The organism is Thioalkalivibrio sp. ALMg3 (assembly GCF_000381225.1).
GTDB classification, from domain to species: Bacteria; Pseudomonadota; Gammaproteobacteria; order Ectothiorhodospirales; family Ectothiorhodospiraceae; genus Thioalkalivibrio; species Thioalkalivibrio versutus.
Genome location: NZ_KB906224.1, coordinates 149,585 through 173,626 on the forward strand (window position 1 = coordinate 149,585; position 24,042 = coordinate 173,626).

The 24,042-nt window shown below is 66.8% G+C and carries 21 protein-coding genes and 3 tRNA genes; 18 read left to right on the plus strand and 6 right to left on the minus strand.

What is annotated here, in order from left to right; genetic code table 11:
- The first annotated feature begins 1 nt into the window (after position 1).
- The 10 genes from murD to lpxC all read left to right on the plus strand — a co-directional run bounded on the left by murD (position 2) and on the right by lpxC (position 11,315).
- The gene (murD, locus tag F622_RS0108040; protein WP_019571665.1) at positions 2-1,351 is read left to right on the plus strand and encodes a UDP-N-acetylmuramoyl-L-alanine--D-glutamate ligase; all 1,350 of its coding nucleotides are present in this window, start codon (positions 2-4) and stop codon (positions 1,349-1,351) included.
- A complete protein-coding gene (gene ftsW, locus F622_RS0108045; RefSeq protein WP_019568157.1) occupies positions 1,348-2,553 on the plus strand; it encodes a putative lipid II flippase FtsW in 1,206 nt (401 codons plus the stop codon). Before murD ends, ftsW begins: the two co-directional genes overlap by 4 nt.
- A complete protein-coding gene (gene murG / locus F622_RS0108050; RefSeq protein WP_019571666.1) occupies positions 2,550-3,644 on the plus strand; it encodes an undecaprenyldiphospho-muramoylpentapeptide beta-N-acetylglucosaminyltransferase in 1,095 nt (364 codons plus the stop codon). The genes ftsW and murG overlap by 4 nt, the downstream gene beginning before the upstream one ends.
- Positions 3,641-5,071, plus strand: coding sequence for a UDP-N-acetylmuramate--L-alanine ligase (murC, locus tag F622_RS0108055; protein WP_018168227.1), 1,431 nt, complete (start codon positions 3,641-3,643; stop codon positions 5,069-5,071). The genes murG and murC overlap by 4 nt, the downstream gene beginning before the upstream one ends.
- The gene (murB, locus tag F622_RS0108060; RefSeq protein ID WP_019563209.1) at positions 5,068-6,030 is read left to right on the plus strand and encodes a UDP-N-acetylmuramate dehydrogenase; all 963 of its coding nucleotides are present in this window, start codon (positions 5,068-5,070) and stop codon (positions 6,028-6,030) included. Before murC ends, murB begins: the two co-directional genes overlap by 4 nt.
- Positions 6,027-6,965, plus strand: coding sequence for a D-alanine--D-alanine ligase (locus F622_RS0108065; protein WP_018168225.1), 939 nt, complete (start codon positions 6,027-6,029; stop codon positions 6,963-6,965). Before murB ends, F622_RS0108065 begins: the two co-directional genes overlap by 4 nt.
- Before the next feature lie 65 nt (positions 6,966-7,030).
- Positions 7,031-7,753, plus strand: coding sequence for a cell division protein FtsQ/DivIB (locus tag F622_RS0108070; protein WP_019571667.1), 723 nt, complete (start codon positions 7,031-7,033; stop codon positions 7,751-7,753).
- Positions 7,754-7,776: 23 nt separating this feature from the next.
- A complete protein-coding gene (gene ftsA / locus F622_RS0108075) occupies positions 7,777-9,012 on the plus strand; it encodes a cell division protein FtsA (RefSeq protein ID WP_018168223.1) in 1,236 nt (411 codons plus the stop codon).
- Between the two features lie 100 nt (positions 9,013-9,112).
- A complete protein-coding gene (gene ftsZ / locus F622_RS0108080) occupies positions 9,113-10,270 on the plus strand; it encodes a cell division protein FtsZ (RefSeq protein ID WP_018144460.1) in 1,158 nt (385 codons plus the stop codon).
- Positions 10,271-10,394: 124 nt separating this feature from the next.
- Positions 10,395-11,315, plus strand: a complete 921-nt coding sequence (lpxC, locus tag F622_RS0108085) for a UDP-3-O-acyl-N-acetylglucosamine deacetylase (protein ID WP_231362625.1) — start codon at positions 10,395-10,397, stop codon at positions 11,313-11,315.
- Positions 11,316-11,351: 36 nt separating this feature from the next.
- Here the strand turns inward: lpxC and F622_RS0108090 are convergent, their stop codons facing one another.
- On the minus strand, positions 11,352-11,789 hold the full coding sequence (locus F622_RS0108090) for a DciA family protein (protein ID WP_018952156.1): 438 nt from the start codon (positions 11,787-11,789) through the stop codon (positions 11,352-11,354).
- A gap of 45 nt (positions 11,790-11,834) precedes the next feature.
- Between F622_RS0108090 and F622_RS0108095 the strand changes: the two genes are divergently transcribed.
- The 4 genes from F622_RS0108095 (at position 11,835) to F622_RS0108110 (ending at position 17,825) form a co-directional block, all read left to right on the plus strand.
- Positions 11,835-12,725 (plus strand): M23 family metallopeptidase, encoded by an 891-nt coding sequence (locus F622_RS0108095; protein ID WP_018168221.1) that lies wholly within the window; start codon positions 11,835-11,837, stop codon positions 12,723-12,725.
- 119 nt (positions 12,726-12,844) lie between these two features.
- Positions 12,845-15,643 (plus strand): preprotein translocase subunit SecA, encoded by a 2,799-nt coding sequence (gene secA, locus F622_RS0108100; RefSeq protein ID WP_019571668.1) that lies wholly within the window; start codon positions 12,845-12,847, stop codon positions 15,641-15,643.
- 15 nt (positions 15,644-15,658) lie between these two features.
- The gene (argJ, locus tag F622_RS0108105) at positions 15,659-16,870 is read left to right on the plus strand and encodes a bifunctional glutamate N-acetyltransferase/amino-acid acetyltransferase ArgJ (protein WP_019568154.1); all 1,212 of its coding nucleotides are present in this window, start codon (positions 15,659-15,661) and stop codon (positions 16,868-16,870) included.
- A complete protein-coding gene (locus F622_RS0108110; RefSeq protein WP_019571669.1) occupies positions 16,851-17,825 on the plus strand; it encodes a Nudix family hydrolase in 975 nt (324 codons plus the stop codon). Before argJ ends, F622_RS0108110 begins: the two co-directional genes overlap by 20 nt.
- 36 nt (positions 17,826-17,861) lie before the next feature.
- Here the strand turns inward: F622_RS0108110 and zapD are convergent, their stop codons facing one another.
- The 5 genes from zapD to pilB are packed head-to-tail and all read right to left on the minus strand — an operon-like array spanning position 17,862 to position 23,186.
- On the minus strand, positions 17,862-18,632 hold the full coding sequence (zapD, locus tag F622_RS0108115; RefSeq protein ID WP_018939032.1) for a cell division protein ZapD: 771 nt from the start codon (positions 18,630-18,632) through the stop codon (positions 17,862-17,864).
- A 59-nt stretch (positions 18,633-18,691) separates the two neighbouring features.
- On the minus strand, positions 18,692-19,336 hold the full coding sequence (coaE, locus tag F622_RS0108120; RefSeq protein WP_019563203.1) for a dephospho-CoA kinase: 645 nt from the start codon (positions 19,334-19,336) through the stop codon (positions 18,692-18,694).
- Positions 19,337-19,345: 9 nt separating this feature from the next.
- Positions 19,346-20,209 (minus strand): A24 family peptidase, encoded by an 864-nt coding sequence (locus F622_RS0108125; protein WP_019571670.1) that lies wholly within the window; start codon positions 20,207-20,209, stop codon positions 19,346-19,348.
- A 3-nt stretch (positions 20,210-20,212) separates the two neighbouring features.
- Entirely contained in the window at positions 20,213-21,424 is a 1,212-nt protein-coding gene (locus F622_RS0108130) for a type II secretion system F family protein (RefSeq protein WP_019571671.1), read from the minus strand.
- A gap of 43 nt (positions 21,425-21,467) precedes the next feature.
- Positions 21,468-23,186 carry a type IV-A pilus assembly ATPase PilB gene (gene pilB / locus F622_RS0108135; protein ID WP_019571672.1) on the minus strand — a complete coding sequence of 573 codons (1,719 nt, stop codon included), beginning with the start codon at positions 23,184-23,186 and terminating at the stop codon, positions 21,468-21,470.
- Between the two features lie 218 nt (positions 23,187-23,404).
- On the opposite strand from pilB, the gene F622_RS0108140 reads away from it, so the two are divergent.
- The 4 genes from F622_RS0108140 to F622_RS13415 all read left to right on the plus strand — a co-directional run.
- Positions 23,405-23,489, plus strand: a tRNA-Tyr gene (locus F622_RS0108140).
- A gap of 57 nt (positions 23,490-23,546) precedes the next feature.
- A tRNA-Gly gene (locus F622_RS0108145) sits at positions 23,547-23,620 on the plus strand.
- A gap of 44 nt (positions 23,621-23,664) precedes the next feature.
- A tRNA-Thr gene (locus tag F622_RS0108150) sits at positions 23,665-23,740 on the plus strand.
- 66 nt (positions 23,741-23,806) lie between these two features.
- Positions 23,807-24,042, plus strand: a 236-nt coding sequence (locus tag F622_RS13415; RefSeq protein WP_019571673.1) for a GTP-binding protein, incomplete at its 3' end; no start/stop codon positions are given.

Consider the following 24,042-nt stretch of genomic DNA (forward strand, 5'->3'; position numbering starts at 1 on the left):
CATGACGCGAACCGGCGACAACAACCTGATCGTGGGCCTGGGGGCGACCGGCGTGTCGGTTGCCCGCTTCCTGCGTGCGCAGGGTGAGCCGTTCGCGATCACCGATACCCGCGTGGCGCCGGCCGCGCTGGAGACCGAGGGTGCCAAGGCCTGGCTGGCCGATGCCTGGGTCGGGCCGCTGGATCGACTGGACGCCGCGGGCTTTGCCCGCATCATCGTCTCGCCCGGGGTCGCACTGGAGCACCCGGTCCTGCAACGGGCGCGTGCCGCCGGTGCCCGCCTGACCGGAGACATCGACCTGTTCGCCGAGCAGGCGGGCGCCCCAGTCATCGCGATTACCGGCTCCAACGGAAAGAGCACGGTGACCGCGCTGGTCGGCGAGTTGCTGCGCGCCGCCGGCCTGCGGGTGGCGGTGGGTGGTAACTACGGCACCCCGGCGCTGGACCTGCTGGAGCAGGCCCCGGACCTGTACGTGCTGGAGCTGTCCAGTTTCCAGCTGGAGCGCAGCGACATGTTGGCGCCAGCGGCCGCCGCCATCCTGAATATCTCGCCTGATCACCTGGATCGCTACGCCGATCTGGATGCGTATGTGCGTGCCAAGGCCCGCATCCTGGATCGCGCCGAGCGTGGTGTGCTGAACCGCGAGGACGCCTGGCTGCGCGAGATCACCCTGCCGCCGCGTCTGAAGGTGATCTCCTTCGGTCTCGATGCGCCGGCCGGCGCGGACGATTTCGGAGTGCGCCCGTCCAGCGCGGATGCTCCGGACCTGGTGCGCGGTGACCAGGTCCTTCTCTCGACCGGCCATCTGCGTCTGCGTGGACAGCACAACTGGGCCAACGCCCTGGCCGCGCTTGCCCTTGTCTGGCCGTGGCTGGAGGCGGGCGAGCCGCGCGCACGCGCCATGGCGGCCCTGGCCGAGTTCGCCGGTCTGCCGCATCGCTCGCAGTGGATTGCCGAAGTGGGCGGTGTCGCCTACATCAATGACTCCAAGGGCACCAATGTCGGCGCGACCCTGGCGGCCCTGCGTGGTACGCCCGGGCCGCTGGTGCTGATCGCGGGCGGGCAGGGCAAGGGGCAGGACTTTACGCCGCTGGCCGATTACGTCCCGGGCAAGGTCCGTGGTGTGGTGCTGCTCGGCGAGGACGCACCGGCGATCGCCCGGGCCCTGGCCTCCGTGGTTCCGGTCCAGCGCGTGGACGATATGGCCGCCGCGGTTGCGCAGGCCGCTGCCTGGGCGGAACCCGGGGATACCGTCCTGCTGTCGCCCGGTTGCGCCAGCCTGGACATGTACCCGAATTATCAGGCGCGCGGCGACGACTTCGCGCACGCGGTGCGGGAGCTGGCAGCATGAGTATCTCCAGCACCCGCCTCGGACTCCCGGATCGCGGCCTCGTCGCCGGCCTGCGCGACCATGTGGACCTGCCCCTGCTCGCCGTCGCGGCGATCCTGCTGGGGATCGGCCTGGTGATGGTCGCGTCCGCCTCCATGGGGCTGGGCGAACGTTATTTCGGCAACACCTGGCACTTTTTCCAGCGCCAGGTCATTTTCGCCGCCATCGGGCTTGCGGTGGCGACCTTCCTCTGGGTGGTCCCGCTGGCGCGCTGGGAACGTTCCGGGCCGTGGCTGCTGATCCTGGTGATGGCGTTGCTGATCGCAGTGCTGATCCCGGGTGTCGGGCGCACGGTCAACGGCGCGACCCGCTGGATCCCGCTGGGGATGTTCAACCTGCAGGTCGCCGAGCTGGTGAAGCTGCTGGTGGTGATGTACCTCGCCGGTTACATCGTGCGTCACTATTCGACGCTCCGCCTGCACTTCCTCGGTTTTATCCGCCCGCTGATCGTGCTTGGGGTGGGCACCATCCTGCTGTTGCTGCAGCCGGACTTCGGCGGCGCCGCGATCATGCTGGCGATTGGCATGGGCATGCTGTTCCTGGCCGGTGCGAAGCTTTGGCAGTTCGCCGCGCTGGCGGGCACCATCGCGGCGGGGATGGCGGTCGTCGCGGTCGCGGCGCCATACCGCGTGGCGCGCCTGACGGCGTTCCTCGATCCCTGGCAGGATCCGTTTGCCACCGGTTTCCAACTGACCCAGTCGCTGATCGCGATCGGCTCCGGCGGCTGGTTCGGGGCCGGGCTCGGCAACAGTGTGCAGAAGCTCTTTTACCTGCCCGAGGCGCACAACGACTTCCTGTTCGCGGTGTTTGCCGAGGAGTTCGGCTTCGTCGGTGTGGTGGCCCTCATCGCGCTGTTCGGAGTCCTGGTCTGGCGCTGCATCCAGATCGGTTTGTACGCCGAGCGCGCAGGGCATGCCTTCGGCTCGCATCTGGCCTTTGGCGTGGCCATCTGGATGGGCCTGCAGGCGTTCCTGAACCTCGCGGTGAACATGGGGCTGCTTCCGACCAAGGGCCTGACCCTGCCGTTTCTCAGTTACGGCGGCAGTTCGCTGATCGTCTCGCTGGCGGCTATCGGCCTGGTGATGCGCGTGTACCGCGAGGCCCAGGTGCCGGCCCCGCGCGCCGCACCCCCGGCGCGCCGCCGGCGTGGGGGTGCCGCATGAGGGCCCCGCGCATCCTGATTATGGCCGGCGGCACCGGGGGCCATGTGTTCCCGGGCCTGGCAGTGGCCACCCTGCTGCGGGAACGCGGTGCCGAGGTGCGCTGGCTGGGCACGGCCCGCGGCGTGGAATCGCGGCTGGTGCCGGCGGCCGGGATCGAGCTGCATACGCTTCCAATCGCCGGCATCCGCGGCAAGGGCCTGGTCGGGCTGGCACTCGCACCCTGGCGGCTCGGCATTTCGCTGTGGGCCGCCCTGGGTCTGATGACGCGTCTGCGCCCGGACGCCGTGATTGGCTTTGGTGGGTTTGCCGCCGGCCCCGGGGGACTAATGGCGGCCGCCATGGGCCGGCCGCTGGCAATCCACGAACAGAACGCCGTGGCCGGTCTGACCAATCGCTGGCTGGCGAAGGTGGCGGACCGGGTCTATGCCGGCTTCGAGCACAGCTTCCCCGAGCGGGTGGCGGTCACGGTGGTGGGCAACCCGGTGCGCGCCGCGATTGCGGAACTTCCGGCGCCGGAGGCGCGCTTCGACGAGCGCGAGGGCGCCCTGAATCTCCTCGTCCTGGGCGGCAGCCTGGGCGCCCGTTCGCTCAACCGCACGCTGCCCGCCGGGCTGGCGCGCGTGGCCGAGGAGCAGCCGCTGAGCATCCGTCACCAGGCGGGCGAGCGCACCCTCGACGAGGCCCAGGCCGCCTATGCGGAGGCAGGTCTGGAGGCGGAGATCAGCGCCTTTATCGAAGACATGGCCGCGGCCTATGCCTGGGCGGACCTGGTGATCTGCCGCGCAGGGGCGCTCACCGTGGCCGAGGTGGCCGCGGCCGGCGTGCCGGCGATCTTCGTGCCCTATCCACATGCGGTGGACGATCATCAGACCGCGAATGCCGAGGCCCTGGTGCAATCCGGTGCCGCCTGGCGGGTCGCGGATGCCGAGCTGGACGCTCAGCGGGTCTACGAGCTGGTCGCCCCGCTGGACCGCGAGGCCCTGCGTGCGCGTGCCTTGCTGGCCCGCGCACAGGCCCGCCCCGACACCGCACGGCGCCTGGCCGATGCCTGCATGGAAATGGCGGGCGCCCGCCGGGAGGGATCGTCATGAATGCCCCGCGCCTGCCACGCCATGCGATGCGTCGTATCCGCCGGATCCATTGTGTGGGGATCGGGGGGTCCGGCATGAGCGGGATCGCCGAGGTCCTGCATCAACTGGGATATCAGGTCTCCGGATCCGATCTCGGGCAGTCGGCGATGGTCGAACGCCTGAAGGGCATGGGTATCCCGGTGGTGGCGGCCCATACCGAATCGAACGTGGCCGATGCCGACGTGCTGGTGGTTTCCAGTGCGATCAATCCGAGCAACCCCGAGGTCCAGGAGGCGCGTCGGCGCGGCATCCCGATCGTGCGCCGCGCCGAGATGCTGGCCGAACTGATGCGCTTTCGCTATGGCATCGCGGTCGCCGGGACCCATGGCAAGACCACGACCACTAGCCTGGTCGCCAGTGTGCTGGCGGAGGCCGGGATGGACCCGACGTTTGTGATTGGCGGACGCCTGAACAGCACGGCGAGCCACTCGAATCTCGGCGCCGGGGACTATCTGGTGGCCGAGGCCGACGAGAGTGACGCGTCCTTCCTGCATCTGCAGCCGATGATCAGCATCGTGACCAATATCGATGCCGATCACCTGGGGACCTATGGCAACGACTTTGGCCAGCTGCGGGCGACCTTCCTGGAATTCCTCCACCACCTGCCGTTCTACGGCATTGCCGTGCTGTGCGCCGACGACCCGCAGGTGCGTGATCTGTACCCGGAACTGGAGCGCCCGCGCCTGACCTACGGCATCGAACAGGACGCCGACGTGCGCGCCCTGAATGTGCGCCAGGAAGGCGTGCGCATGTACTTCGACCTCGCGTTGCCCGGTCAGGCTGCGTTCCCGGTGACGCTGAACCTGCCCGGGCGCCACAACGTGCTCAATGCCCTGGCGGCGGCGGCTGTCGCGCACGAGCTGGAGGTCGCCCCCGAGGCGATCCAGGCCGCGCTGGCGCGCTTCCAGGGTATTGGGCGGCGCTTCCAGGTGCAGGAGCTGCGGACCGCACAGGGGGCCCTGACCCTGGTCGACGACTATGGCCATCACCCGCGCGAGATTGCTGCCACTCAGGCGGCCGCGCGCGATGCCTGGCCCGGTCGCCGCCGGATCACCATCTTCCAGCCGCATCGTTATACCCGCACGCGTGATCTGTTCGAGGACTTCGCCGAGGCCCTGTCCGAGACCGATGTCCTGATCCTGCTCGAGGTGTATGCCGCCGGGGAGGACCCGATCCCCAGCGCCGATGGCCGCAGCCTGGCGCGCGCCATTCGTCTGCGCGGGCGGGTGGAGCCGGTGTTTGTCGAGCGCGCAGAGGATGTGATCGGTGTGCTCGCGGGGATGCTGCGGCCGGACGATGTCGTGCTCGCCCAGGGTGCCGGCGATATTGGCCGTCTGGCCGGGCTGCTCCCGCAGCAGCTGGGAACCGCCGGCGAGGAGGAATCATGATGGCTGCCCGCGCTGTGGACTCGCCGATGACTCCGTTCGCGCAGGCCACGCGTGGCCGGTTGCAGGCGCAGGTTCCGCTGGCCGGGCTGACCTCCTGGCGCGTAGGCGGCCCGGCCGACTGGCTGTTCCAGCCGGCGGACCTTGACGACCTGGTCGCTGCCCTGCGCGATCACGCGACGCACGCGCCGCAGATGCCGGTGACCTTCCTCGGCCTGGGCAGCAACGTCCTGATTCGTGACGGCGGGCTGGACGGCCTGGTCGTGCATCTTTCCGGAGTGCTGAACGAACGCCGGCTCCTGGAGGGCGATCGCCTGCTGCTTGGGGCCGGGCTGGCCTGCGCCCAGGCCGCGCGTTTCGGGGCCCGCGAGGGGCTGGTCGGGGCCGAGTTCCTGGCCGGCATCCCCGGGACCGTGGGCGGCGCGCTGCGGATGAACGCCGGCGCCTGGGGTGGCGAGATCTGGCCCCTGGTGGAGGCGGTCTCCACGGTGGATGCGCGCGGCGAACTGCATACCCGCACCCCCGCGGACTACACGATCGGCTACCGCAGTGTCCACGGCCCCGAGGCGGAGTGGTTCACCGGCTGCGTGTTGCAGCTGGCCGCGGGTGACCCTGACGTCGGGACCCGGCGCATCCGCGAGTTGCTGCGCGAACGATCCGCGAAGCAGCCGTTGGGGTTGCCGTCCTGCGGGTCGGTGTTCCGCAACCCGGAGGGCGATCACGCCGCGCGCCTGGTCGAGGCCGCCGGTCTGAAGGGACTGCGCCACGGGGCGGCGGAGATCTCCCCCAAGCACGCGAATTTCATCACCCACGACGGCAGCGCGCGCGCCGCCGATATCGAATGGTTGCTGCGTCATGCCCAGGACGAGGTGCAGCGGCAGTTCGGGGTGCACCTGGAGCCCGAGGTCCGGGTCCTGGGTCGGCCAGGGGCTACGCACGAGGCAAGCGAGGGAACGGCATGAGCAAGCGAAGTGCACAAGATTATGGCCGTGTCGCGGTCCTGATGGGTGGCTGGTCTGGCGAGCGCGAAGTCTCGCTGCACAGTGGTCAGGCGGTGCTGGCGGCACTGCAGCGCCAGGGTGTCGATGCCCATCCCCTGGACCTGACCCGCGAGACGGCGCGCTGCCTGGCCCTGGAGAACTTCGACCGGGTCTTCATCGTGCTCCACGGGGAGTGCGGCGAGGACGGGACCCTGCAGGGCTGTCTGGACATGGCGGGCATGCCTTACACCGGGACCGGCGTGCTCGGTTCCGCATTGGGCATGGACAAGCTGGCCTGCAAGCGGCTGTGGGCGGGGAGCAATCTGCCGAGCGCCCCCTATCGTCTGCTCACGCCGGGGTTCGACCCCGACGCGGTGGCCGATGCACTGGGCCTGCCATTGATCGTGAAGCCCGCGCGCGGCGGCTCCAGCCTGGGGATCACACGGGTGGATCGGGTGGCCGATCTGCCGGCCGCCTTCGAGGCCGCGCGGCTGCAGCCGGGGCAGGTGTTCGCGGAGCAGTGGATCAGCGGACGCGAGTACACCGTCGCGATCCTCGGCAACGAGCCGTTGCCGGTGGTGGAGATTCGCACCCCGGGCGGTTTCTACGATTACCACGCCAAGTACGAGGCCGACGATACCGGCTACATCTGCCCGCCGCCGCTGGATTCCAGCGCGTTGCTGGAGTTGCAGTCCATGGCCATCGCCGCCTTCGCGACGCTGGAGGGTTGCGGCTGGGGGCGAGTGGACATCCTGCAGGACGAACATGGCGAGAACTTCCTCATCGAGGTGAACACGATCCCGGGCATGACCGACCACTCGCTGGTGCCCAAGGCCGCCGCGCAGGCGGGCATCGACTTCGACGAGCTGTGCCTGCGCATCCTCGATTCCAGTTTCGAGTGTGGAGGACTGCGTTGAACGCACGCCGCACAACGCGACCCGCGCGCCGCCCGCAGGCGCGGGGACCGTCGCCGCTGCGCCGGATGGCTGGCCCGGGGCTGCGCCTGATGTCGGGCATGGGGCTGGCCGCGGTGCTGGTGCTGGGCGCGCTGGCCTGGTTGCAGTTCGACCCGGATGCCTGGTTGCCGATCGAGCATGTCGAGGTGACCGGCAATCCGCAGCATGCGGATGTCGCCGCGGTGCACGAGATGGTCCGGACCCATGCGCCGGGCTTCATCGGTGTCGAGCTCGAGCGCCTGCGCGTTGCGCTTGAGGGCCAGCCGTGGGTGGACGCGGTGCGCCTGCGGCGTCAGTGGCCGGACACCCTGGTGGTGGAGATTCACGAGCCGGTGCCGGTGGCGCAGTGGGGCGAGGACCATCTGGTCGATCGCCACGGGCGCCTGTTTGGCCCGGTGGCGCTGGATGACTGGGAGGGCCTGCCGGCACTCGCCGGGACCGACGGGCGGCAGGTGGTGCTGATGCATCGCTACCTGGAGGTCTCCGCACGCCTGGCCGATGCCGGGCTCGAGGTCGCCGGTCTCGAAGAGGGCGAACGCCACGACTGGACCATCCACCTGGCGGACGGCGTACGTGTGCTGATGGGGCGCGATGCCGATCTGGCACGACTGGGACAACTGGTCCGCGCGGCCCCGGCGATTCGCGACTATCGCGAGGCCCCGGTGGAACGGATCGACCTGCGTTACCCCCACGGGCTGGCCGTGGCCTGGGCGGATGCGGCGGATGACGGTGCGGGGAACGCCCGATGACACGAACGACAGGACGCAGAAAGATGATGGCAAAGAAGTCGGAACCCGGTCTGATCGTCGGCCTGGACGTCGGCACCTCGAAGATCGAGGCGGTGGTCGGGGAGCTGACCGAGGAAGGCGAGATCGAGATCATCGGCATCGGCTCCTCGCCCTCGCGCGGGTTGAAGAAGGGTGTGGTGGTGAACATCGAGTCCACCGTCCAGTCGATCCAGCGCGCGGTGGAGGAGGCCGAGCTGATGGCCGGGTGCGAGATCCACTCGGTCTATACCGGGATCGCCGGCTCGCACATCAAGAGCTACAACTCCACCGGCGTGGTCGCGATCAAGGACGGCGAGGTGGTCGCAGGCGATGTCGACCGGGTGATCGACGCCGCGCGCGCCATCGCCATCCCGGCCGACCAGCGCATCCTTCACGTACTGCCGCAGGAATACATCATCGACGAGCAGGAGGGCATTCGCGAGCCGATCGGGATGTCCGGGGTGCGGCTGGAGGCCAAGGTGCATCTGGTCACCGGGGCGGTCTCCGCTGCCCAGAACATCGTCAAGTGCGTGGAGCGCTGCGGACTGCGGGTGGACGACATCATCCTCGAGCAGCTCGCCTCCAGTTACTCGGTCCTGAGCGAGGACGAGAAGGACCTGGGCGTGTGTCTGGTGGACGTCGGCGGTGGCACTACGGACATCGCGGTGTTTGCCCACGGCGCGATCATGCACACCGCGGTGATCCCGATCGCCGGCGATCAGGTCACCAACGACATCGCGGTCGCGCTGCGCACACCGACCCAGTACGCCGAAGAACTCAAGATCAAGTACGCCTGCGCGCTGCGCTCGCTGGCCGATCCGAGCGAGAGCATCGAGGTGCCCGGTGTCGGCGATCGCGCCGCGCGCCGACTGTCGCGCCAGACGCTCGCCTCCGTGGTCGAGCCGCGCTACGAGGAATTGTTGCAGCTGGTGCAAGCGGAACTGCGCCGCAGCGGCACCGAAGAAATGATTGCCGCCGGGGTGGTGCTTACCGGCGGTTCGTCTCGAATGGAAGGTGTGGTGGACCTCGCGGAAGAGGTCTTTCACATGCCCGTACGCCTGGGGGTGCCGCAACGCGTCACCGGGCTCCTGGATGTTGTGAAGAATCCGATCCACGCGACGGGGGTGGGGCTGTTGCTCTACGCCCGCGAGTCGCGTGCGGAGCAGGAGGCCCGGCCCGTGAGCAGCGGGTTCCAGGGCGTATGGGCGCGCATGAAGCGCTGGTTTTCCGGACAGTTCTGATGATCGGGGCCCCGGAATTTTAGGAGGCCGGACCGCTCTCCGGCCATGACGCAGGTAAACAGAAGTTTATGTACTACACACGCAACGAGAGGACGCAATCATGACGTTCGAACTGATGGACACCTATAGCCAGAACGCGACGATCAAGGTCGTCGGCGTTGGGGGCGGCGGCGGCAACGCCGTGCAGCACATGGTCAACTCGCAGCTGGAAGGCGTCGATTTCATTTGTGCCAACACCGATGCCCAGGCTTTGAAGAGCCTGGATTCCAAGACGCTGCTGCAACTGGGCGGCGACATCACCAAGGGCCTGGGGGCCGGGGCGGATCCGTCGGTCGGTCGCGAGGCTGCACTGGAGGACCGTGAACGCATCCAGGATCTGTTGCAGGGCGCCGACATGGTCTTCATCACCGCCGGCATGGGCGGTGGTACGGGTACCGGTGCCGCCCCGGTGGTGGCGCAGATCGCCAAGGAGATGAATATCCTGACGGTCGCGGTGGTCACCAAGCCGTTCCCGTTCGAGGGCAAGCGCCGCATGCAGGTCGCGATGTCCGGGATCAAGGCGCTGACCGAACAGGTCGATTCCCTGATTACCATCCCCAACGAGAAGCTGCTGACGGTGCTGGGCAAGAACACCACGCTGCTGGATGCCTTCAAGGCCGCCAACGACGTGCTGTTCGGCGCGGTGCAGGGCATCGCCGAGCTGATCACCCGCCCGGGTCTGATCAACGTCGACTTTGCCGACGTGCGCAACGTGATGCGCGAGATGGGCATGGCGATGATGGGCACCGGCACCGGCACCGGCGAGGATCGTGCGCGCGAGGCCGCCGAAGCGGCGATCGCCAGCCCCTTGCTGGAGGACATCGACATCTCCGGTGCCCGCGGCATCCTGGTGAACGTGACCGGTGGCATGGATGTCGGGATCGGCGAGTTCGAGGAAGTCGGCGAGGCGGTGAAGGCCCTGGCCTCGGAAGATGCCAATGTCGTGGTCGGGACGGTCATCGACCCCGAGATGACCGACGAGCTGCGGGTGACCCTGGTGGCCACGGGGCTTGGCGCGCCAGCGACGCAGTCCGAACGGCCGCAGGTACGAGTGGTCGATGCCCAGCCGAAGAGGGCCGTCGGCTCCGATGTCGAAGTCGACCTCGACCAGCCGACCGTCAAGCGTCGCGGCGGTGACAACCTGGCGGTCGACTACAATCAGCAGCAAGGCATTGATGTGCTGGATATTCCGGCCTTCCTGCGTAAACAAGCCGACTGAGAGCGGCTGTACATGCAGGGCGAGCGGAATCCTGCAATAATGCGGTAATCGTTGTGTGCATGAGGAGCCCGGGAGGGCCCGGGCTCCCCTTATGCGCTCTCCTGGAAGAGAGAGGCTCAATTCGTTGATCAGGCAAAGAACGCTCAAGAACAGCATTCGGGCGACCGGAGTGGGACTGCATACCGGAGAAAAGGTGGTGCTGACCCTGCGTCCGGCTCCGGTGAATACCGGGATTGTGTTCCATCGCTGCGATCTTGATCCGTCCGTGGAGATTCGCGCCTGTGCCGACAATGTCGGCGACACGCGGCTGTCCACCACGCTGGTCAATGGAGACGTCCGGGTTTCGACCGTGGAGCATTTGCTCTCGGCCATTGCCGGATTGGGAATCGACAACCTGCATGTCGATGTGAGCGCCGCCGAGGTGCCCATCATGGACGGCAGTGCCGGTCCCTTCGTGTTTCTGCTGCAGTCCGCCGGGCTGAAGGAGCAGGACGCGCCCAAGGAATTCATTCGGGTCAAGCGCAGCGTGGAAGTCCGCGAGGACGACAAGTGGGTGCGCTTTGATCCTTACGAGGGGTTCAAGGTCGGTTTCTGTATCGATTTCGAACACCCGATGTTTACCGACGGAAGCCAGCGCGCAGAGCTGGACTTCTCGTCCACCTCCTTTGTGAAGGAGGTCTCGCGTGCCCGGACCTTCGGGTTCATGCGCGACATCGAGGCCCTGCGGGCGAATCAGCTGGCGCTGGGTGGCAGCCTGGACAACGCCGTGGTCCTCGATGACTACAAGATCCTCAACGAAAACGGGCTGCGTTACGACAACGAACTGGTCAAGCACAAGATCCTCGACGTCGTCGGGGACCTGTACCTGCTCGGTCACAGCCTGATCGGTGCGTTCACTGGCCACAAGTCCGGGCATGCGCTGAACAACCAGCTGATCCGTCAGCTCCTGGCCGACGAGACCGCCTGGGAGAAGGTGACCTTCGAGGACCCGAGCGAACGCCTGCCGATCTCCTTCGGTCAGCTGGCACCGACTCCAGCGGGCTGACCTCACCCTGGAACACATGTTCCAGGGTGAGGTAGGTCAGTCGCGCTTCGGTGACGGCCTGGCCGCCCGGGCGAGGCGTTCGAGGGCGCCGGCCAGCCCGGGGTCCTGGATGCTGCTGGCGGTATCGGCCAGGATGCGGCGGGCCGCATCCGGGATCTCGCGGCGCTCCAGTCGCCTGGTGGGCTGGGGGGGGCGTGGGGTGTTGGTCAGCCGGATACGTATCTGTTCGATGCCCTCGAAGCCCGCGGCACGCAAGGTCTTGAGCAGTTCGCGCTGCTGGAAGCGCAGTTCGGTGGCCAGCCCGCGGTTCGCGCAGATTGCGACCAGGGTGTCCTCGCGCAGGGTGAACGCCAGTCGGCCAGCCTGCAGGGCGTTGCCGACCAGTCCCTCGAGGGCGCGTTCCACGCCGCGGTCGCGGCTGGAGTGCGCGGAAAAGTCGCGGGCGATGAAGCGGGTAATCCGCTGCGGCGTCATCGAGGGACTCCGGCAGTCCGCGGCGGAAGGAGTGAGAGGAATCGCATGCAGCTGATCGTACTACGTCCGGATGGTCTTTGTGCACGTCTTCCGTTGTGGGGCGTGGCGCTGGCGGGCACCCTGCTCGCGCTGCTGGTGGTGGCGGCGGTTGTGACCGCCTACCTGGCGGGGCAAAGCCAGCGCGAGGTGGTCAGGATCCCGGTCGCAAACACGCTGGATCCGATCGTGGTGGAGACGGCCGAACGCGAGGCAGCACGTGAAGGTTTGAACTACCTGGTTGACCGTGTGGTCGCGCTGGAACGCCAGCTGACGCGGGTGGATCTGCGCCTCCGCTCGGTTGGCGACTCCCTGGGGCTGGACGTGGCCGCACTGGAGCCGGAAGTTGGCGGCCAGGGCGGCCCGCTGCTGGACGGACCGGGCTCTCCGCTGGAGATCCATGACCGCTTGCTGGCGCTGGAACACCTTCTGGGTCGTCGCAGCGCCGCCGTAGAGACGGTAGGTTCCGAGCTACGCCAGGAGGCGGCTCGCGAGGCCCTGTCCCCGCAGTTTCGTCCGGTGGAGGATGACGCCTGGATTAGCTCGGCGTTTGGTTATCGCGAAGACCCGTTCACCGGGAACCGCCGCTTCCACTCGGGGATGGATTTTGCCGGGCGGCCCGGCTCGGACATCCGCGCCGCGGGCGGTGGTCTGGTCGTATTCGCGGGCCGCCGGAGCAGCTACGGCAAGCTCGTCGAGATCGCGCACGGCGGCGGCTTGAATACGCGCTACGCACACAACGCGGAAATCCTGGTCGAGCCCGGGCAGCGCGTGGAGGCTGGCGAGGTGATCGCGAAAATGGGGCGCACCGGTCGCGCGACCGATACCCACCTGCACTACGAGGTGGTCGACGCCGGCCAGGCCCTGAATCCCTATCATTTTCTCCAGGATCGGGACTGACCCTCCGCGGTCCTTCTCGGCCCCGCAGGGGCATGACCGGCTGCGCGTCTCTTGGCCACAGCGTTTCCCTGACGGATCGTTTATCCTAGCCGAGTTTCAGCCAACCCTTTCGGATCCCCATGGTCAAGCAGCTCGTACAGAAGATTTTCGGTAGTCGCAACGATCGCATCCTCAAGCGCTACACCCGCGCGGTCGAGCGCATCAATGCCCTGGCCGACTCCACCGAGGCGTTGTCGCAGGACGAGCTGCGTCACAAGACACAGGAATTCCAGCGCCGCCTGGGCGAGGGCGAGAATCTGGAGAAGCTCCTGCCGGAGGCCTTCGCGGTCTGTCGCGCGATGAGTGCCCAGGTCCTGGGGCTGCGCCACTTCGACGTCCAGTTGATCGGCGGTATGGTTCTCAACGACGGTCGCATCGCCGAGATGCGCACGGGTGAGGGCAAGACCCTGGTCGCGACCCTGCCTGCCTATCTCAATGCATTGACCGGCGACGGCGTGCATGTGGTGACGGTGAACGACTACCTGGCCCGCCGCGATGCGGCCTGGATGGGGCGGCTCTACCACGCATTGGGTCTGACGGTCGGAGTGGTGAATAGCTCCGGCGGTCTGGGGGTGGATTCCGCCTCCTATCTCTTTGACCCGGAGTACCACGCAGAAGAAGGCGGGTTCGATCAGATGCGTCCGGCGACCCGGCGCGAGGCCTATGCCGCCGATATTACCTATGGCACGAACAACGAGTTCGGCTTCGACTATCTGCGCGACAACATGGCCTTCTCGGCCGATCAGCGCGTGCAGCGCGCACTCAACTTTGCGGTGGTCGACGAGGTCGACTCCATCCTCATCGACGAGGCGCGGACCCCGCTGATCATCTCCGGCCCCAGCGGCGACAGCTCCGAGCTCTACGAGCGGCTGAACACCATCCCGGCCCAGCTGACCCGTCAGGAAGACGAGGAGAGCGAGGGTGACTACTTCGTCGACGAGAAGGCCAAGCAGGTCTTCCTCAGCGAGGAGGGTCACGAGAAGGCCGAAGAACTCCTGCGCCAGGCCGGCTTGCTGGAGGAGTACCAGACCCTGTACGACTCTGCGAGCATCGCGGTACTGCATCACCTGAATGCGGCCCTACGTGCCCACGCGCTGTTCCACCGCGATGTCGACTATCTGGTACGCGACAACAAGGTCCAGATCATCGACGAGTTTACCGGCCGCATCATGGGTGGCCGGCGCTGGTCGGAGGGGCTGCACCAGGCGATCGAGGCCAAGGAAGGGGTTCCGATCCAGCGCGAGAACCAGACGCTGGCGTCGATCACCTTCCAGAACTATTTCCGCCTGTACGAGAAGCTCGCAGGCATGACCGGTACGGCCGATACCGAGGCCTACGAGTTCCAGACCATCTATGGTCTGGAAGTGGTCGTGATCCCCGGCAACAAGCCGCTGGTGCGCGACGACATGCAGGACCTGGTCTTCCTGACCCAGGAGGAGAAGTACACCGCCATCATCAAGGAGATCCAGTGGTGCGTGGATCGCGGTCAACCGGTCCTGGTGGGGACGGCCTCGGTGGAGAGTTCCGAGCGGCTGGCTGAAGCGCTGAAGAAGACCGGGATCTCGTTCGAGGTGCTGAACGCCAAGCAGCACGAGCGCGAGGCCGCGATCATCGCCCAGGCGGGTCGCCCGAAGGCGGTGACGCTGGCAACCAACATGGCCGGCCGTGGTACCGATATCGTGCTGGGGGGGGCGCTGGATGCCGAACTGGCCGAAGTCGACCCGGACGACAGCGCCCAGCAGGAGGCAATCCGGGCCGACTGGCAGGCCCGTCATGACGCGGTGATCGAGGCCGGTGGTCTGCACATCATTGGCTCCGAACGCCATGAGTCGCGACGGATCGACAACCAGTTGCGCGGGCGCTCCGGCCGCCAGGGTGACGCAGGCTCCAGCCGCTTCTTCCTGTCGCTGGAAGACAACCTGATGCGGGTGTTTGCATCCGAGCGTGTGCGCAGCCTGATGCAGCGCCTGGGCATGAAGGAGGGCGAGGCGATCGAGAACGCCTGGGTCTCGCGCGCCATCGAGAACGCGCAGCGCAAGGTCGAGGCGCACAACTTCGATATCCGCAAGCAGCTGCTGGAATACGACGACGTCGCCAATGACCAGCGCCGGGTGATCTACGACCAGCGTGCCGAATTGCTGACCACCGAGGACATCAGCGAAACCATCGACACCTTGGTGGAGGATGTGGTCAATGCCCTGATCAACCCGTACATGCCGCCGGGATCGATCGAGGACGAATGGGACATCCAGGGCCTGCAGCAGGCCCTGAACGGCGAGTTCGGGCTCGACCTTCCGGTCCAGCAGTGGCTGGACGACGAGGACGACCTGCACGAGGAGCCGTTGCGCGAGCGGATCATCGGGCATGCCCGCGCGCTGCTGACCCGGAAGCGCGAGCAGCTGGGTGACGAGACCATGAACCGCCTGCAGCGCGACGTGATGCTGCAGGTCCTGGACAGCCAGTGGAAGGAACACCTGGCGGCGATGGACTACCTGCGCCAGGGTATTGGGTTGCGTGGCTACGCCCAGCGCAACCCGAAGCAGGAGTACAAGAAGGAAGCCTTCGCGATGTTCCAGTCCCTGCTGGAACGCATCAAGCACGACGTGGTGAAGTTCCTGCTGCGCATGCAATTGCGCTCACCGGAGGAGGTCGAGGCATTGCAGCCGAAGAAGGCGGCCCCCGCCGAGGATGATCTGCAGTTCCAGCACCAGAACCCCGACAGCCCCCTGAAGGCTGGAGCCGAAGGTGACGCCGAGCCGCGCGAACCGGTTGCGAGCGGCGAGGCCCCCTACCGACGCGACGAGCCCAAGCTGGGCCGCAACGAGCCCTGCTGGTGTGGTTCGGGCAAGAAGTTCAAGCATTGCCACGGCAAGCTGTAGGGAGACACTGAGCCCATGGCCGTAGGATTGAACGCCCCGGAGGCGCTGCAACCGGTACCGGGGATTCGCGTGGCCGCGGTCGCGGCAGGGATTCGCTATCCCGGGCGCGACGATCTGGTGTTGATCGATGCCGGCCCCGACGCGACCGTTGCGGCGCTTTATACCAACAATGCCTTTCGCGCCGCGCCGGTCGTGGTTGCCGCGGAGCACCAGGCGGCGGGCGGGGCACGCTGGCTGCTGATCAATGCCGGTAATGCCAATGCCGGGACCGGCGCGCCCGGGCTCGCCGCCGCGCGCACCTGCTGCGAGGCCCTGGCCGCGGTTACGGGCGACCCGGCGGAGGCAGTCCTGCCCTTTTCCACCGGGGTGATTGGCGAGCCGCTGCCGGTGGAACGCATCATCGCGGCGCTGCCCGTGCTGCACGCGGGCCTGGCGCCCAATGCCTGGATGCAGGCGGGACGCGCGATCATGACCACTGACACCGTGCTCAAGGGTGTCAGCCGTCGGGTCGCACTGTCGCAGGGCGAGGTGACCCTGACCGGTATCGCCAAGGGTTCGGGGATGATCCACCCCGATATGGCGACCATGCTGGCGTTTATCGGGACCGACCTTGCCATCGAGGCGCAGGCGCTGGACGGTCTGCTGCGCGAGGCCAATCGCGACAGCTTCAACGCGATCACCGTGGACGGGGATACTTCCACAAACGACGCCGTGGTGGTGATGGCCAGTGGCGCGAGTGGGGCGGGGCTCGTCACAGCGGAGGACCGGGTCGCCTTTGCCGCGGCTCTGGACGCGGTCTGCCTGGAGCTGGCCCAGGCGATCGTCCGGGATGGCGAGGGCGCCACCAAGTTCGTGACCGTCGAGGTGGTGGGTGCGCGGTCGCGTGAGGAGGCGGCGCAGGTCGCCGAGACCGTCGCGCTGTCCCCGCTGGTCAAGACTGCGCTGTTCGCCTCCGATCCCAATTGGGGCCGCATCCTCGCGGCCGTGGGGCGCGCCGGGGTGCCGGATCTGGAGATCGAGCGCGTGGCGATCCGTGTGAATGACGTCGAGATTGTCCGCGACGGCGGGCGTGCCCCGGAATACGCCGAGGCCGACGGCCAGCGTGCCTTCGACGCCGAGGAGATCCACATCAGGATCGACCTGGGCCGGGGTGACGCGCGGACGCGCAAGTACACCTGCGACTTCTCCCACGAGTACGTGCGCATCAATGCCGAATACCGGTCCTGAGCCGGCGTCTTCCCCTCCGGTCGAGGTCGCGATCGGACTGATCCGCGACAACCAGGGTCGCGTGCTGGTTACGCGTCGCAGGGACGCGCAACACCTGGCCGGGCTGTGGGAGTTTCCCGGGGGCAAGGTCGAGAGCGGCGAATCCCCCACGGTGGCTCTGCAGCGTGAACTCGACGAGGAGCTTGGCGTCGCCGTCGATTCGGCGGTTCAGTGTCTGACGGTCGAACACGACTATGGGGAGTGCGCGGTTCGTCTGCATGTGTTCCGCGTGACGGCCTGGTCGGGTGCGCCCCGTGGCCGCGAGGCCCAGCCTATGGAGTGGCGTGCCCCGCTGGACCTGGACCCCGCGGATTTCCCGGCGGCGAATCGCCCGATGCTCAACGTCTTGCGCCTGCCCGAGCGTTATCTGATCACACCGTCACCGGACGACGCCGCGCAGGCCGCTGCCATCGCCGGCCAAGTAACCCAGGCCCTGCGTGCGGGCCAGGCTGACATGGTTCAGGTGCGTGCGCCGGACTTGGGCCGGGTCGACTATTGCGACTTTCTCGCGGCGATCACAGGGCCCGCCGATGCCCTGGGCATCCCGGTCCTGGCGAATGCGCCACCGGATTGGCTGGCGGATTTTCCGCGGGTGGGGTTGCATCTGCCCGAGCGGCGTTGGCGCGAGCTGGATGCGCGTCCGGCGTCCGCTGGCTGGGTGGCCGCCTCGGTTCACGACCGTGCCGGTCTCGAGCGGGCGGCGGCCCTGGGGCTGGATTTCGTGGTGCTGGGGCCGGTGCAGGCGACCGCAACGCACCCCGGTGCCGAGGCGCTGGGCTGGGGGCGTTTCGCGGACTGGGTGCGGGGTGCGGCGCTGCCGGTCTATGCGCTCGGCGGGATGTCTGCCGTCAGCCTGCCCCGGACGCGGGCGGCTGGTGCGCAGGGTATCGCGGCCATTCGGGGCTTGCTGGGCTGAATCCGGGCCTCCCAGGCAGGCGCCCAGGGCCCTGCCTCAGATCGCGCAGCAGCAGAGCCGGAACGGCACGTCGACATGCGCCGGTACGGGGCGTTCGCGGAAATCGCCGGGGGCGAAGAAGCGCACAGTAAAGCGCTGGCGCCCGCCGCTGATTTCCGGGTAGACCCCCAGAGCGGGGTCGACCGTCACCCGGATCAGTTGCCACGCGTGAGCGGTATCGAGATTGCGCTCGAAGTACCCGTCCTCGGCCGTCACCGGCTCCGCGTTGCCCGAGTGGCGCATGTAGCGCAGCACCTGGGCGGTCGCCTCGGCCACGGTGTTCAGCGGTTGGAACCATTCCAGAAGAAGCTCGGTACGCGCCTGATTCGGCTGGGCCAGCCAGTAGTGGTAGATCGGCAGGTCGAAGTCGAAGGCCCCGCCGGGCAGGGCCATTCGCTGGCGCACGCTGGAGAAAAACTCGCTGCCGCGCACGCGGTGATCGAGCGCGCCGGCTTGTTCTTCCAGGGCGTCGTGCAACCGCTTCTGTGCATCCATGGTCTCGCGAAAGCGATCGGCATCGATGCCCGGCTGGTTGGCCAGTCGGGTCAGGTTGACCGTCTGGCGCTCGATCTCGCCCATCAGCTCGCGCTTGATGTCTACCCGGGTGACCAAGGCATAGATGTCCACCAGCGAGACCAGGGCCTCGTGATGATCGAAGGCCCGCCCGGACTCCAGTGCATCCCCGAAGCGTGCGTTCAGGGCCTCCAGCCGCAGCAGGAGGCGTACACGTTCATGCAGCGGTTGTTCAAAGGTCAGGGATTGGCTCACGACGGACCCGTTGGGCAGGAGGACTGGAGGCGCATGCTGGTCCAGGAACTTCCGCAGTATCAGCTATTCGGGGGGCGGTTTTCCACCCGCGAGCGGATGGTGGTGGCCAGCTCGCGCAGGGCAGTGTCGCGTTCTGCTACCTGGTTCGCCAGTTCGGCATCCGACGTCTGTTCGGTATTGAGGATCTCGCTGTCCCCGCGTCGGCGGCGCTCGTCGGGGTTCATCTGGACCTCGAGGATGGCCTCTACCTCGGCGCTGCTGCGGCCATCCCGTTGGGTTACGCGTGCGATCTGTTCGCCGGGCTCGCAATGGACCACGACGACGTGATCGAAACGCGCCTCCCAGCCGGCCTCGAACAGCAGGGGCACCACGATCACGGCATAGGGTGTGGTCTCTGGTAGCGCGGCGAGGCGTTGTTCGATAGCGGCCTCCACCGCCGGGTGAACCAGTGCCTCCAGGGCCTGGCGTTCGGCCGGGTCGGCAAAGATCCGGCTGCGCAACGCGCCGCGGTCCAGGTGGCCGCGGGCATCGAGTATGCCGGGGCCAAAGCGGTCCACGATGGCCGCGTAGAGATCGTGTCCCGGCGTCTGGAGTTCGCGGTTCAGGGTGTCGGCATCCAGTACCGGTGCCCCGAGGCTGGCGAAGAGCCCTGCAACGCGACTCTTGCCGCAGCCGATCCCCCCGGTGAGTCCGACCCGCAGCATGACGTTCGCCTAAAACCCTTGCGGGAAGTAGAGGGCCAGCAGCTCGTCGCCCCAGATCAGGGCGAGCCACCCGGCAGCGGCGAGATAGGGTCCGAACGGGATCGGGATGTTGCGGTCGCGCCCGCGCAGCAGGATCAGGGCGATCCCGACCACCGCGCCGACCAGTGAGGCCAGTAGCAGGATGACCGGCAGTGCCTGCCAGCCGAGCCACGCGCCCAGTGCCGCCAGCAGTTTGAAGTCACCGAAGCCCATGCCTTCCTTGCCGGTCAGCAGGCGGAAGCCGTGGAAGATCAGCCACAAGGTCAGGTAACCGGCCGCAGCACCGATCACGGCGGATTGCAGGTCGGTGAAGGTACCGGGGATGTTGACCAGCAGCCCGAGCCACAAAAGCGGTAGGGTGAGCTGATCGGGGAGTAGTGTCGTCCGGGCATCGATCCCGGAGGCGGCGATCAGTACGGCCGTGAAGACCAGCGCCAGCAGCCCGGCGCTACCGGGCCCCAGGTGCCAGACCGTTACCACGAAGAGCAGCGCGGTGAGTGCCTCCACTGCGGGATACTGCCAGCTGATGCGGGTGCCACACCCGGGGCAGCGACCGCGCAGGAACAGGAAGCTGAGAATGGGCACGTTTTCCAGCGCCCGGATCGGGCGCTGGCATTGCGGGCAGCGCGAGCGCGGGCGGATCAGATCGAAGTGCTCGCGCTCGTCGGTCGGCGCGTGCTCGAGGATCGCGCGCGCCTCGGTCTCCCACTCGCGTTCCAGCATCACCGGGAGGCGCGCGATCACCACGTTCAGGAAGCTGCCGATCAGCAGCCCGAACACCCCGGCAACCGGCAGTGCCCAGCCGCCCAGTTGGGCTCCGATCTCGGCCAGCATCCCCTAGATCACCGCACCCATCTGGAAGATGGGCAGGTACATGGCGATGACCAGGCCGCCGACCAGCACGCCGAGGACCACCATGATCAGCGGTTCCAGCAGGCTGGACAGGCTGTCCACGGCGTTGTCGACCTCTTCCTCGTAGAAATCCGCGACTTTCGACAGCATTGAATCCAGCGAGCCGGATTCCTCGCCAATCGCGACCATCTGCACCACCATGTTAGGGAACACGGCGGTATTGCGCATGGACCACTGCAATTGGCCGCCGGCCTCGGTCTCGTCGCGCATGCGCAGGGTGGCTTCTCGGTAGACGGCGTTGCCGGTGGCGCCGGAGACCGAGGTCAGGGCATCCACCAGCGGGACCCCGGCGGAGAACATGGTCGACAGCGTTCGCGCAAAGCGGGCGATGGCGGCCTTGCGCAGGATCGGGCCGAAAGCCGGGGCCTTGAGGACCATGATGTCGAGGAAACGGGCGAAGCGTGGCAGCCGCCGCCGGGCCTGAACGAAGACGAATCCGATGGCGACCATGACCCCGAGGATGGCCCACCACCAGCTCTGGGTGAACTCCGAGAGGTCGACCACCATGCGGGTGAATACCGGGAGGTCGGCACCGAACCCGGTAAACAGGGCCTCGAATTGCGGGACCACGTAGATCAGCAGGATCGCGGTCACCACGATGGCGACCACGACCACCGCGGCCGGATAGAACAGGGCCTTCTTGATCTTGCCCTTCAGGGCCTCGGTCTTTTCCTTGTAGGTGGCGACCTTGTCCAGCAGGGTCTCGAGTGTCCCCGCCTGCTCGCCGGCCTCGACCAGATTGGTGACCAGGTCGTCGAAATGTCTCGGGTGCTTGGACAGGGCCTGGGCAAACGTCTCGCCGCCCTCGACGTCTGCCTTCAGTTTCAGGACCAGATCGCGCATCGCGGGCTTCTCGTTCCCGCGGCCGACGATCTCGAAGGCCTGCACCAGGGGCACGCCGGACTCCAGCATCGTGGTCATCTGGCGCAGGAAGTAGGCGATGTCCGCGGGGACGACCTTCTTCTTTCCGCCGGAGAGAAGCGACTTTGGCTTCTTGCGGATCTTGATGACGTTGATGCCATTCTTGCGCAGCTCGGCACGGGCCGTGGCCTCGTTGTCGGCCGGAGTCTCGCCCTTGATCCGGGCGCCGTTCTTGTTCAGTCCTTCCCAGGTGTAGATCGTCCCGGAGTCGGCCATCCCCCTGTCCCCCTGTAGCTGGTGACCCGTGCCGGTTGCGGCACTAGTCCTTGGTCACGCGATTGACTTCCTCGAGGCTGGTCAGCCCCGCCATTACTTTCACGAGGCCGGCGCGTCGCAGGTCCTCGATGCCTTCCTTTTCTGCTTGTTCTGCGAGCTGCATGGAGTTGTAGCCCTCCAGGATGCCGCGCTGCATGTCGTCGCTGATGGGCATGACCTGGTAGATCCCCAGCCGGCCCTTGTAGCCGTTGGTGCATTGGTCGCAGCCCACCGCGCGATAGGAGACCACACCGTTCTGGATGTCGGCGTCGGTAAAGCCTTCCTTGCGCAGCGCCTCTTCCGGGAGCTTTTCCGGTTCCTTGCAGTTCGGGCACAACCGCCGCGCCAGCCGCTGGGCAATGATCAGCAGGATCGAGGAGGCGATGTTGTACGGTGGCACGCCCATGTTGGCCAGACGGGTGAGCGTCTGCGGGGCGTCGTTGGTATGCAGCGTGGAAAGCACAAGGTGACCGGTCTGGGCCGCCTTGATGGAGATCTCGGCGGTTTCCAGGTCGCGGATTTCCCCGACCATGATCACGTCCGGGTCCTGGCGCAGGAACGCGCGCAGCGCGCTGGCAAAGGTCAGACCCACCTTCGGGTTGATGTTGACCTGGTTGACCCCGGGCATGTTGATTTCCGACGGGTCTTCCGCAGTGGAGATGTTGCGGTCGGCGGTGTTCAGGATGCCGAGCCCGGTGTACAGCGATACGGTCTTCCCCGACCCGGTGGGGCCGGTGACCAGGATCATGCCGTACGGGCGGCTGAGCGCCTTGAGGTAGGCTTCCTTCTGATGTTCCTCGTACCCCAGCTGATCGATGCCCATCGCCGCGCTGCTGGGATCGAGGATGCGCATCACGATCTTCTCGCCGTAAAGCGTCGGCAGGGACGAGACACGAAAATCGATCGCGCGTGTACGCGACAGCTTCAGCTTGATGCGCCCGTCCTGCGGCACGCGGCGTTCGGCGATGTCCATGCGCGACATCACCTTGACGCGCGCAGTGATGCGCGGCGCCAGGGAATTGGGTGGGTGGGCGACCTCGTGCAGCACCCCGTCAATGCGGAAGCGCACGCGGAAGTCCTTCTCGAAGGGCTCGAGGTGGATATCCGACGCCTTGCGATTGATGGCGTCCATCAGGACCTTGTTGACGAAACGCACCACCGGGGCGTCATCCGCGCCCTCGGCGGTGTCGGAGGAATCCTTGTCATCCTCCCCGCCGGATTCGATGGCCAGCCCGTCGAGGCCGTCGTCGCCAAGGTCGTCCATCAGCGACGAGGCGGCACTCAGTGCCGTGTCGATCAGGCGGTCGAGCTTGTGTGGCTCGACCAGGACGGCCTCGACGGGCATGCCGGTGGCGAACTTGAACTCGTCGGTGGCACCGAGGTTGGTCGGGTCGGACACGCCGATGTAGAGGCGATTGCCGCGTGCCATCAGTGGCAGGGCATGGTGCTTCTGGATCAGCTTCTCGTTGAGGTGATCCTTGGGCAGCAGTTCCGCATCGAAGCTCCCCAGGTCGAATACCGGGAGCCCGAACTCCTCGGCGGCGGCCTCGACCAGGCGGGCTTCCGCCACCTGGCCCTTGCTGGCAAGCAGGGTCATCAGCGGCGTCTGCTGGGACTGGGCTTCCTCGACCAGCTGGGAGGCGATGTCCTCCGCGATCAGGCCGGCTTCGACCAGGCGTTTCGCCAGCCCGGGTAGCCGCGGTGCCGTAGTGGTATTCGCCATGGGCCTCTGCGTATACAAACCTAGTGATGGGCCACACTCTACGTGCGTCCGCGGCGGAAGGGAAACGCGCTGCCAGGCAGCGAGAGCCCCTTGCTGAGCTCCGATCATAGGAATCAACCCTGCAAATGACAAGGCTGTAGTTCGCCCCCCTTGAGGGGTAATTCGGCGGGTGCTTGACGCTGTGCTTCGCGCTGGTTCAGAATACGCGGCTTGATCGAGGAGGGATACCCAAGCGGTCAACGGGGGCAGACTGTAAATCTGCTGGCTCAGCCTTCGGAGGTTCGAATCCTCCTCCCTCCACCATCGGGTTTTTCAAGCCAGCGGCCAGAAGCGGACGGTGGTGCGGCAAGCCAGGGTTCTGCGGGTGTAGTTCAATGGTAGAACCTCAGCCTTCCAAGCTGATGATGTGGGTTCGATCCCCATCACCCGCTCCAGATTTGGCCCGCACGATGTCGGGCGAGGCCCTGGCGGTAGTTCGGCTCATGTAGCTCAGTCGGTAGAGCACTTCCTTGGTAAGGAAGAGGTCACCGGTTCGAATCCGGTCATGAGCTCCATATTAATGTCAGCGTACAACCTGCGTCGCTGTTGAGTTTTAGCGTCACGATCCGGGGAAGCGAGAGATGTCCAAGGAAAAGTTCGAGCGTAAGAAGCCGCATGTGAATGTGGGTACGATTGGTCATGTGGACCATGGGAAAACGACGCTGACGGCGGCGATGACGGCGGTGCTGGGCAAGAAGTACGGGAGTGAAGCCCGTGCATTTGACCAGATCGACAACGCGCCGGAAGAGAAGGCGCGCGGTATTACGATTGCGACCGCGCACGTCGAGTACGAATCCGACCTTCGTCACTATGCGCA

Excerpts from the sequence above, each read along its gene's own strand:
- murD (WP_019571665.1), top strand. The coding sequence starts at position 2 with ATGACGCGAACCGGCGACAACAACCTGATCGTGGGCCTGGGGGCGACC.
- ftsW (WP_019568157.1), top strand. The coding sequence starts at position 1,348 with ATGAGTATCTCCAGCACCCGCCTCGGACTCCCGGATCGCGGCCTCGTC.
- murG (WP_019571666.1), top strand. The coding sequence starts at position 2,550 with ATGAGGGCCCCGCGCATCCTGATTATGGCCGGCGGCACCGGGGGCCAT.
- murC (WP_018168227.1), top strand. The coding sequence starts at position 3,641 with ATGAATGCCCCGCGCCTGCCACGCCATGCGATGCGTCGTATCCGCCGG.
- murB (WP_019563209.1), top strand. The coding sequence starts at position 5,068 with ATGATGGCTGCCCGCGCTGTGGACTCGCCGATGACTCCGTTCGCGCAG.
- F622_RS0108065 (WP_018168225.1), top strand. The coding sequence starts at position 6,027 with ATGAGCAAGCGAAGTGCACAAGATTATGGCCGTGTCGCGGTCCTGATG.
- F622_RS0108070 (WP_019571667.1), top strand. The coding sequence starts at position 7,031 with ATGGCTGGCCCGGGGCTGCGCCTGATGTCGGGCATGGGGCTGGCCGCG.
- ftsA (WP_018168223.1), top strand. The coding sequence starts at position 7,777 with ATGATGGCAAAGAAGTCGGAACCCGGTCTGATCGTCGGCCTGGACGTC.
- ftsZ (WP_018144460.1), top strand. The coding sequence starts at position 9,113 with ATGACGTTCGAACTGATGGACACCTATAGCCAGAACGCGACGATCAAG.
- F622_RS0108090 (WP_018952156.1), bottom strand. The coding sequence starts at position 11,789 with ATGACGCCGCAGCGGATTACCCGCTTCATCGCCCGCGACTTTTCCGCG.
- F622_RS0108095 (WP_018168221.1), top strand. The coding sequence starts at position 11,835 with ATGCAGCTGATCGTACTACGTCCGGATGGTCTTTGTGCACGTCTTCCG.
- secA (WP_019571668.1), top strand. The coding sequence starts at position 12,845 with ATGGTCAAGCAGCTCGTACAGAAGATTTTCGGTAGTCGCAACGATCGC.
- argJ (WP_019568154.1), top strand. The coding sequence starts at position 15,659 with ATGGCCGTAGGATTGAACGCCCCGGAGGCGCTGCAACCGGTACCGGGG.
- F622_RS0108110 (WP_019571669.1), top strand. The coding sequence starts at position 16,851 with ATGCCGAATACCGGTCCTGAGCCGGCGTCTTCCCCTCCGGTCGAGGTC.
- coaE (WP_019563203.1), bottom strand. The coding sequence starts at position 19,336 with ATGCTGCGGGTCGGACTCACCGGGGGGATCGGCTGCGGCAAGAGTCGC.
- F622_RS0108125 (WP_019571670.1), bottom strand. The coding sequence starts at position 20,209 with ATGCTGGCCGAGATCGGAGCCCAACTGGGCGGCTGGGCACTGCCGGTT.
- F622_RS0108130 (WP_019571671.1), bottom strand. The coding sequence starts at position 21,424 with ATGGCCGACTCCGGGACGATCTACACCTGGGAAGGACTGAACAAGAAC.
- pilB (WP_019571672.1), bottom strand. The coding sequence starts at position 23,186 with ATGGCGAATACCACTACGGCACCGCGGCTACCCGGGCTGGCGAAACGC.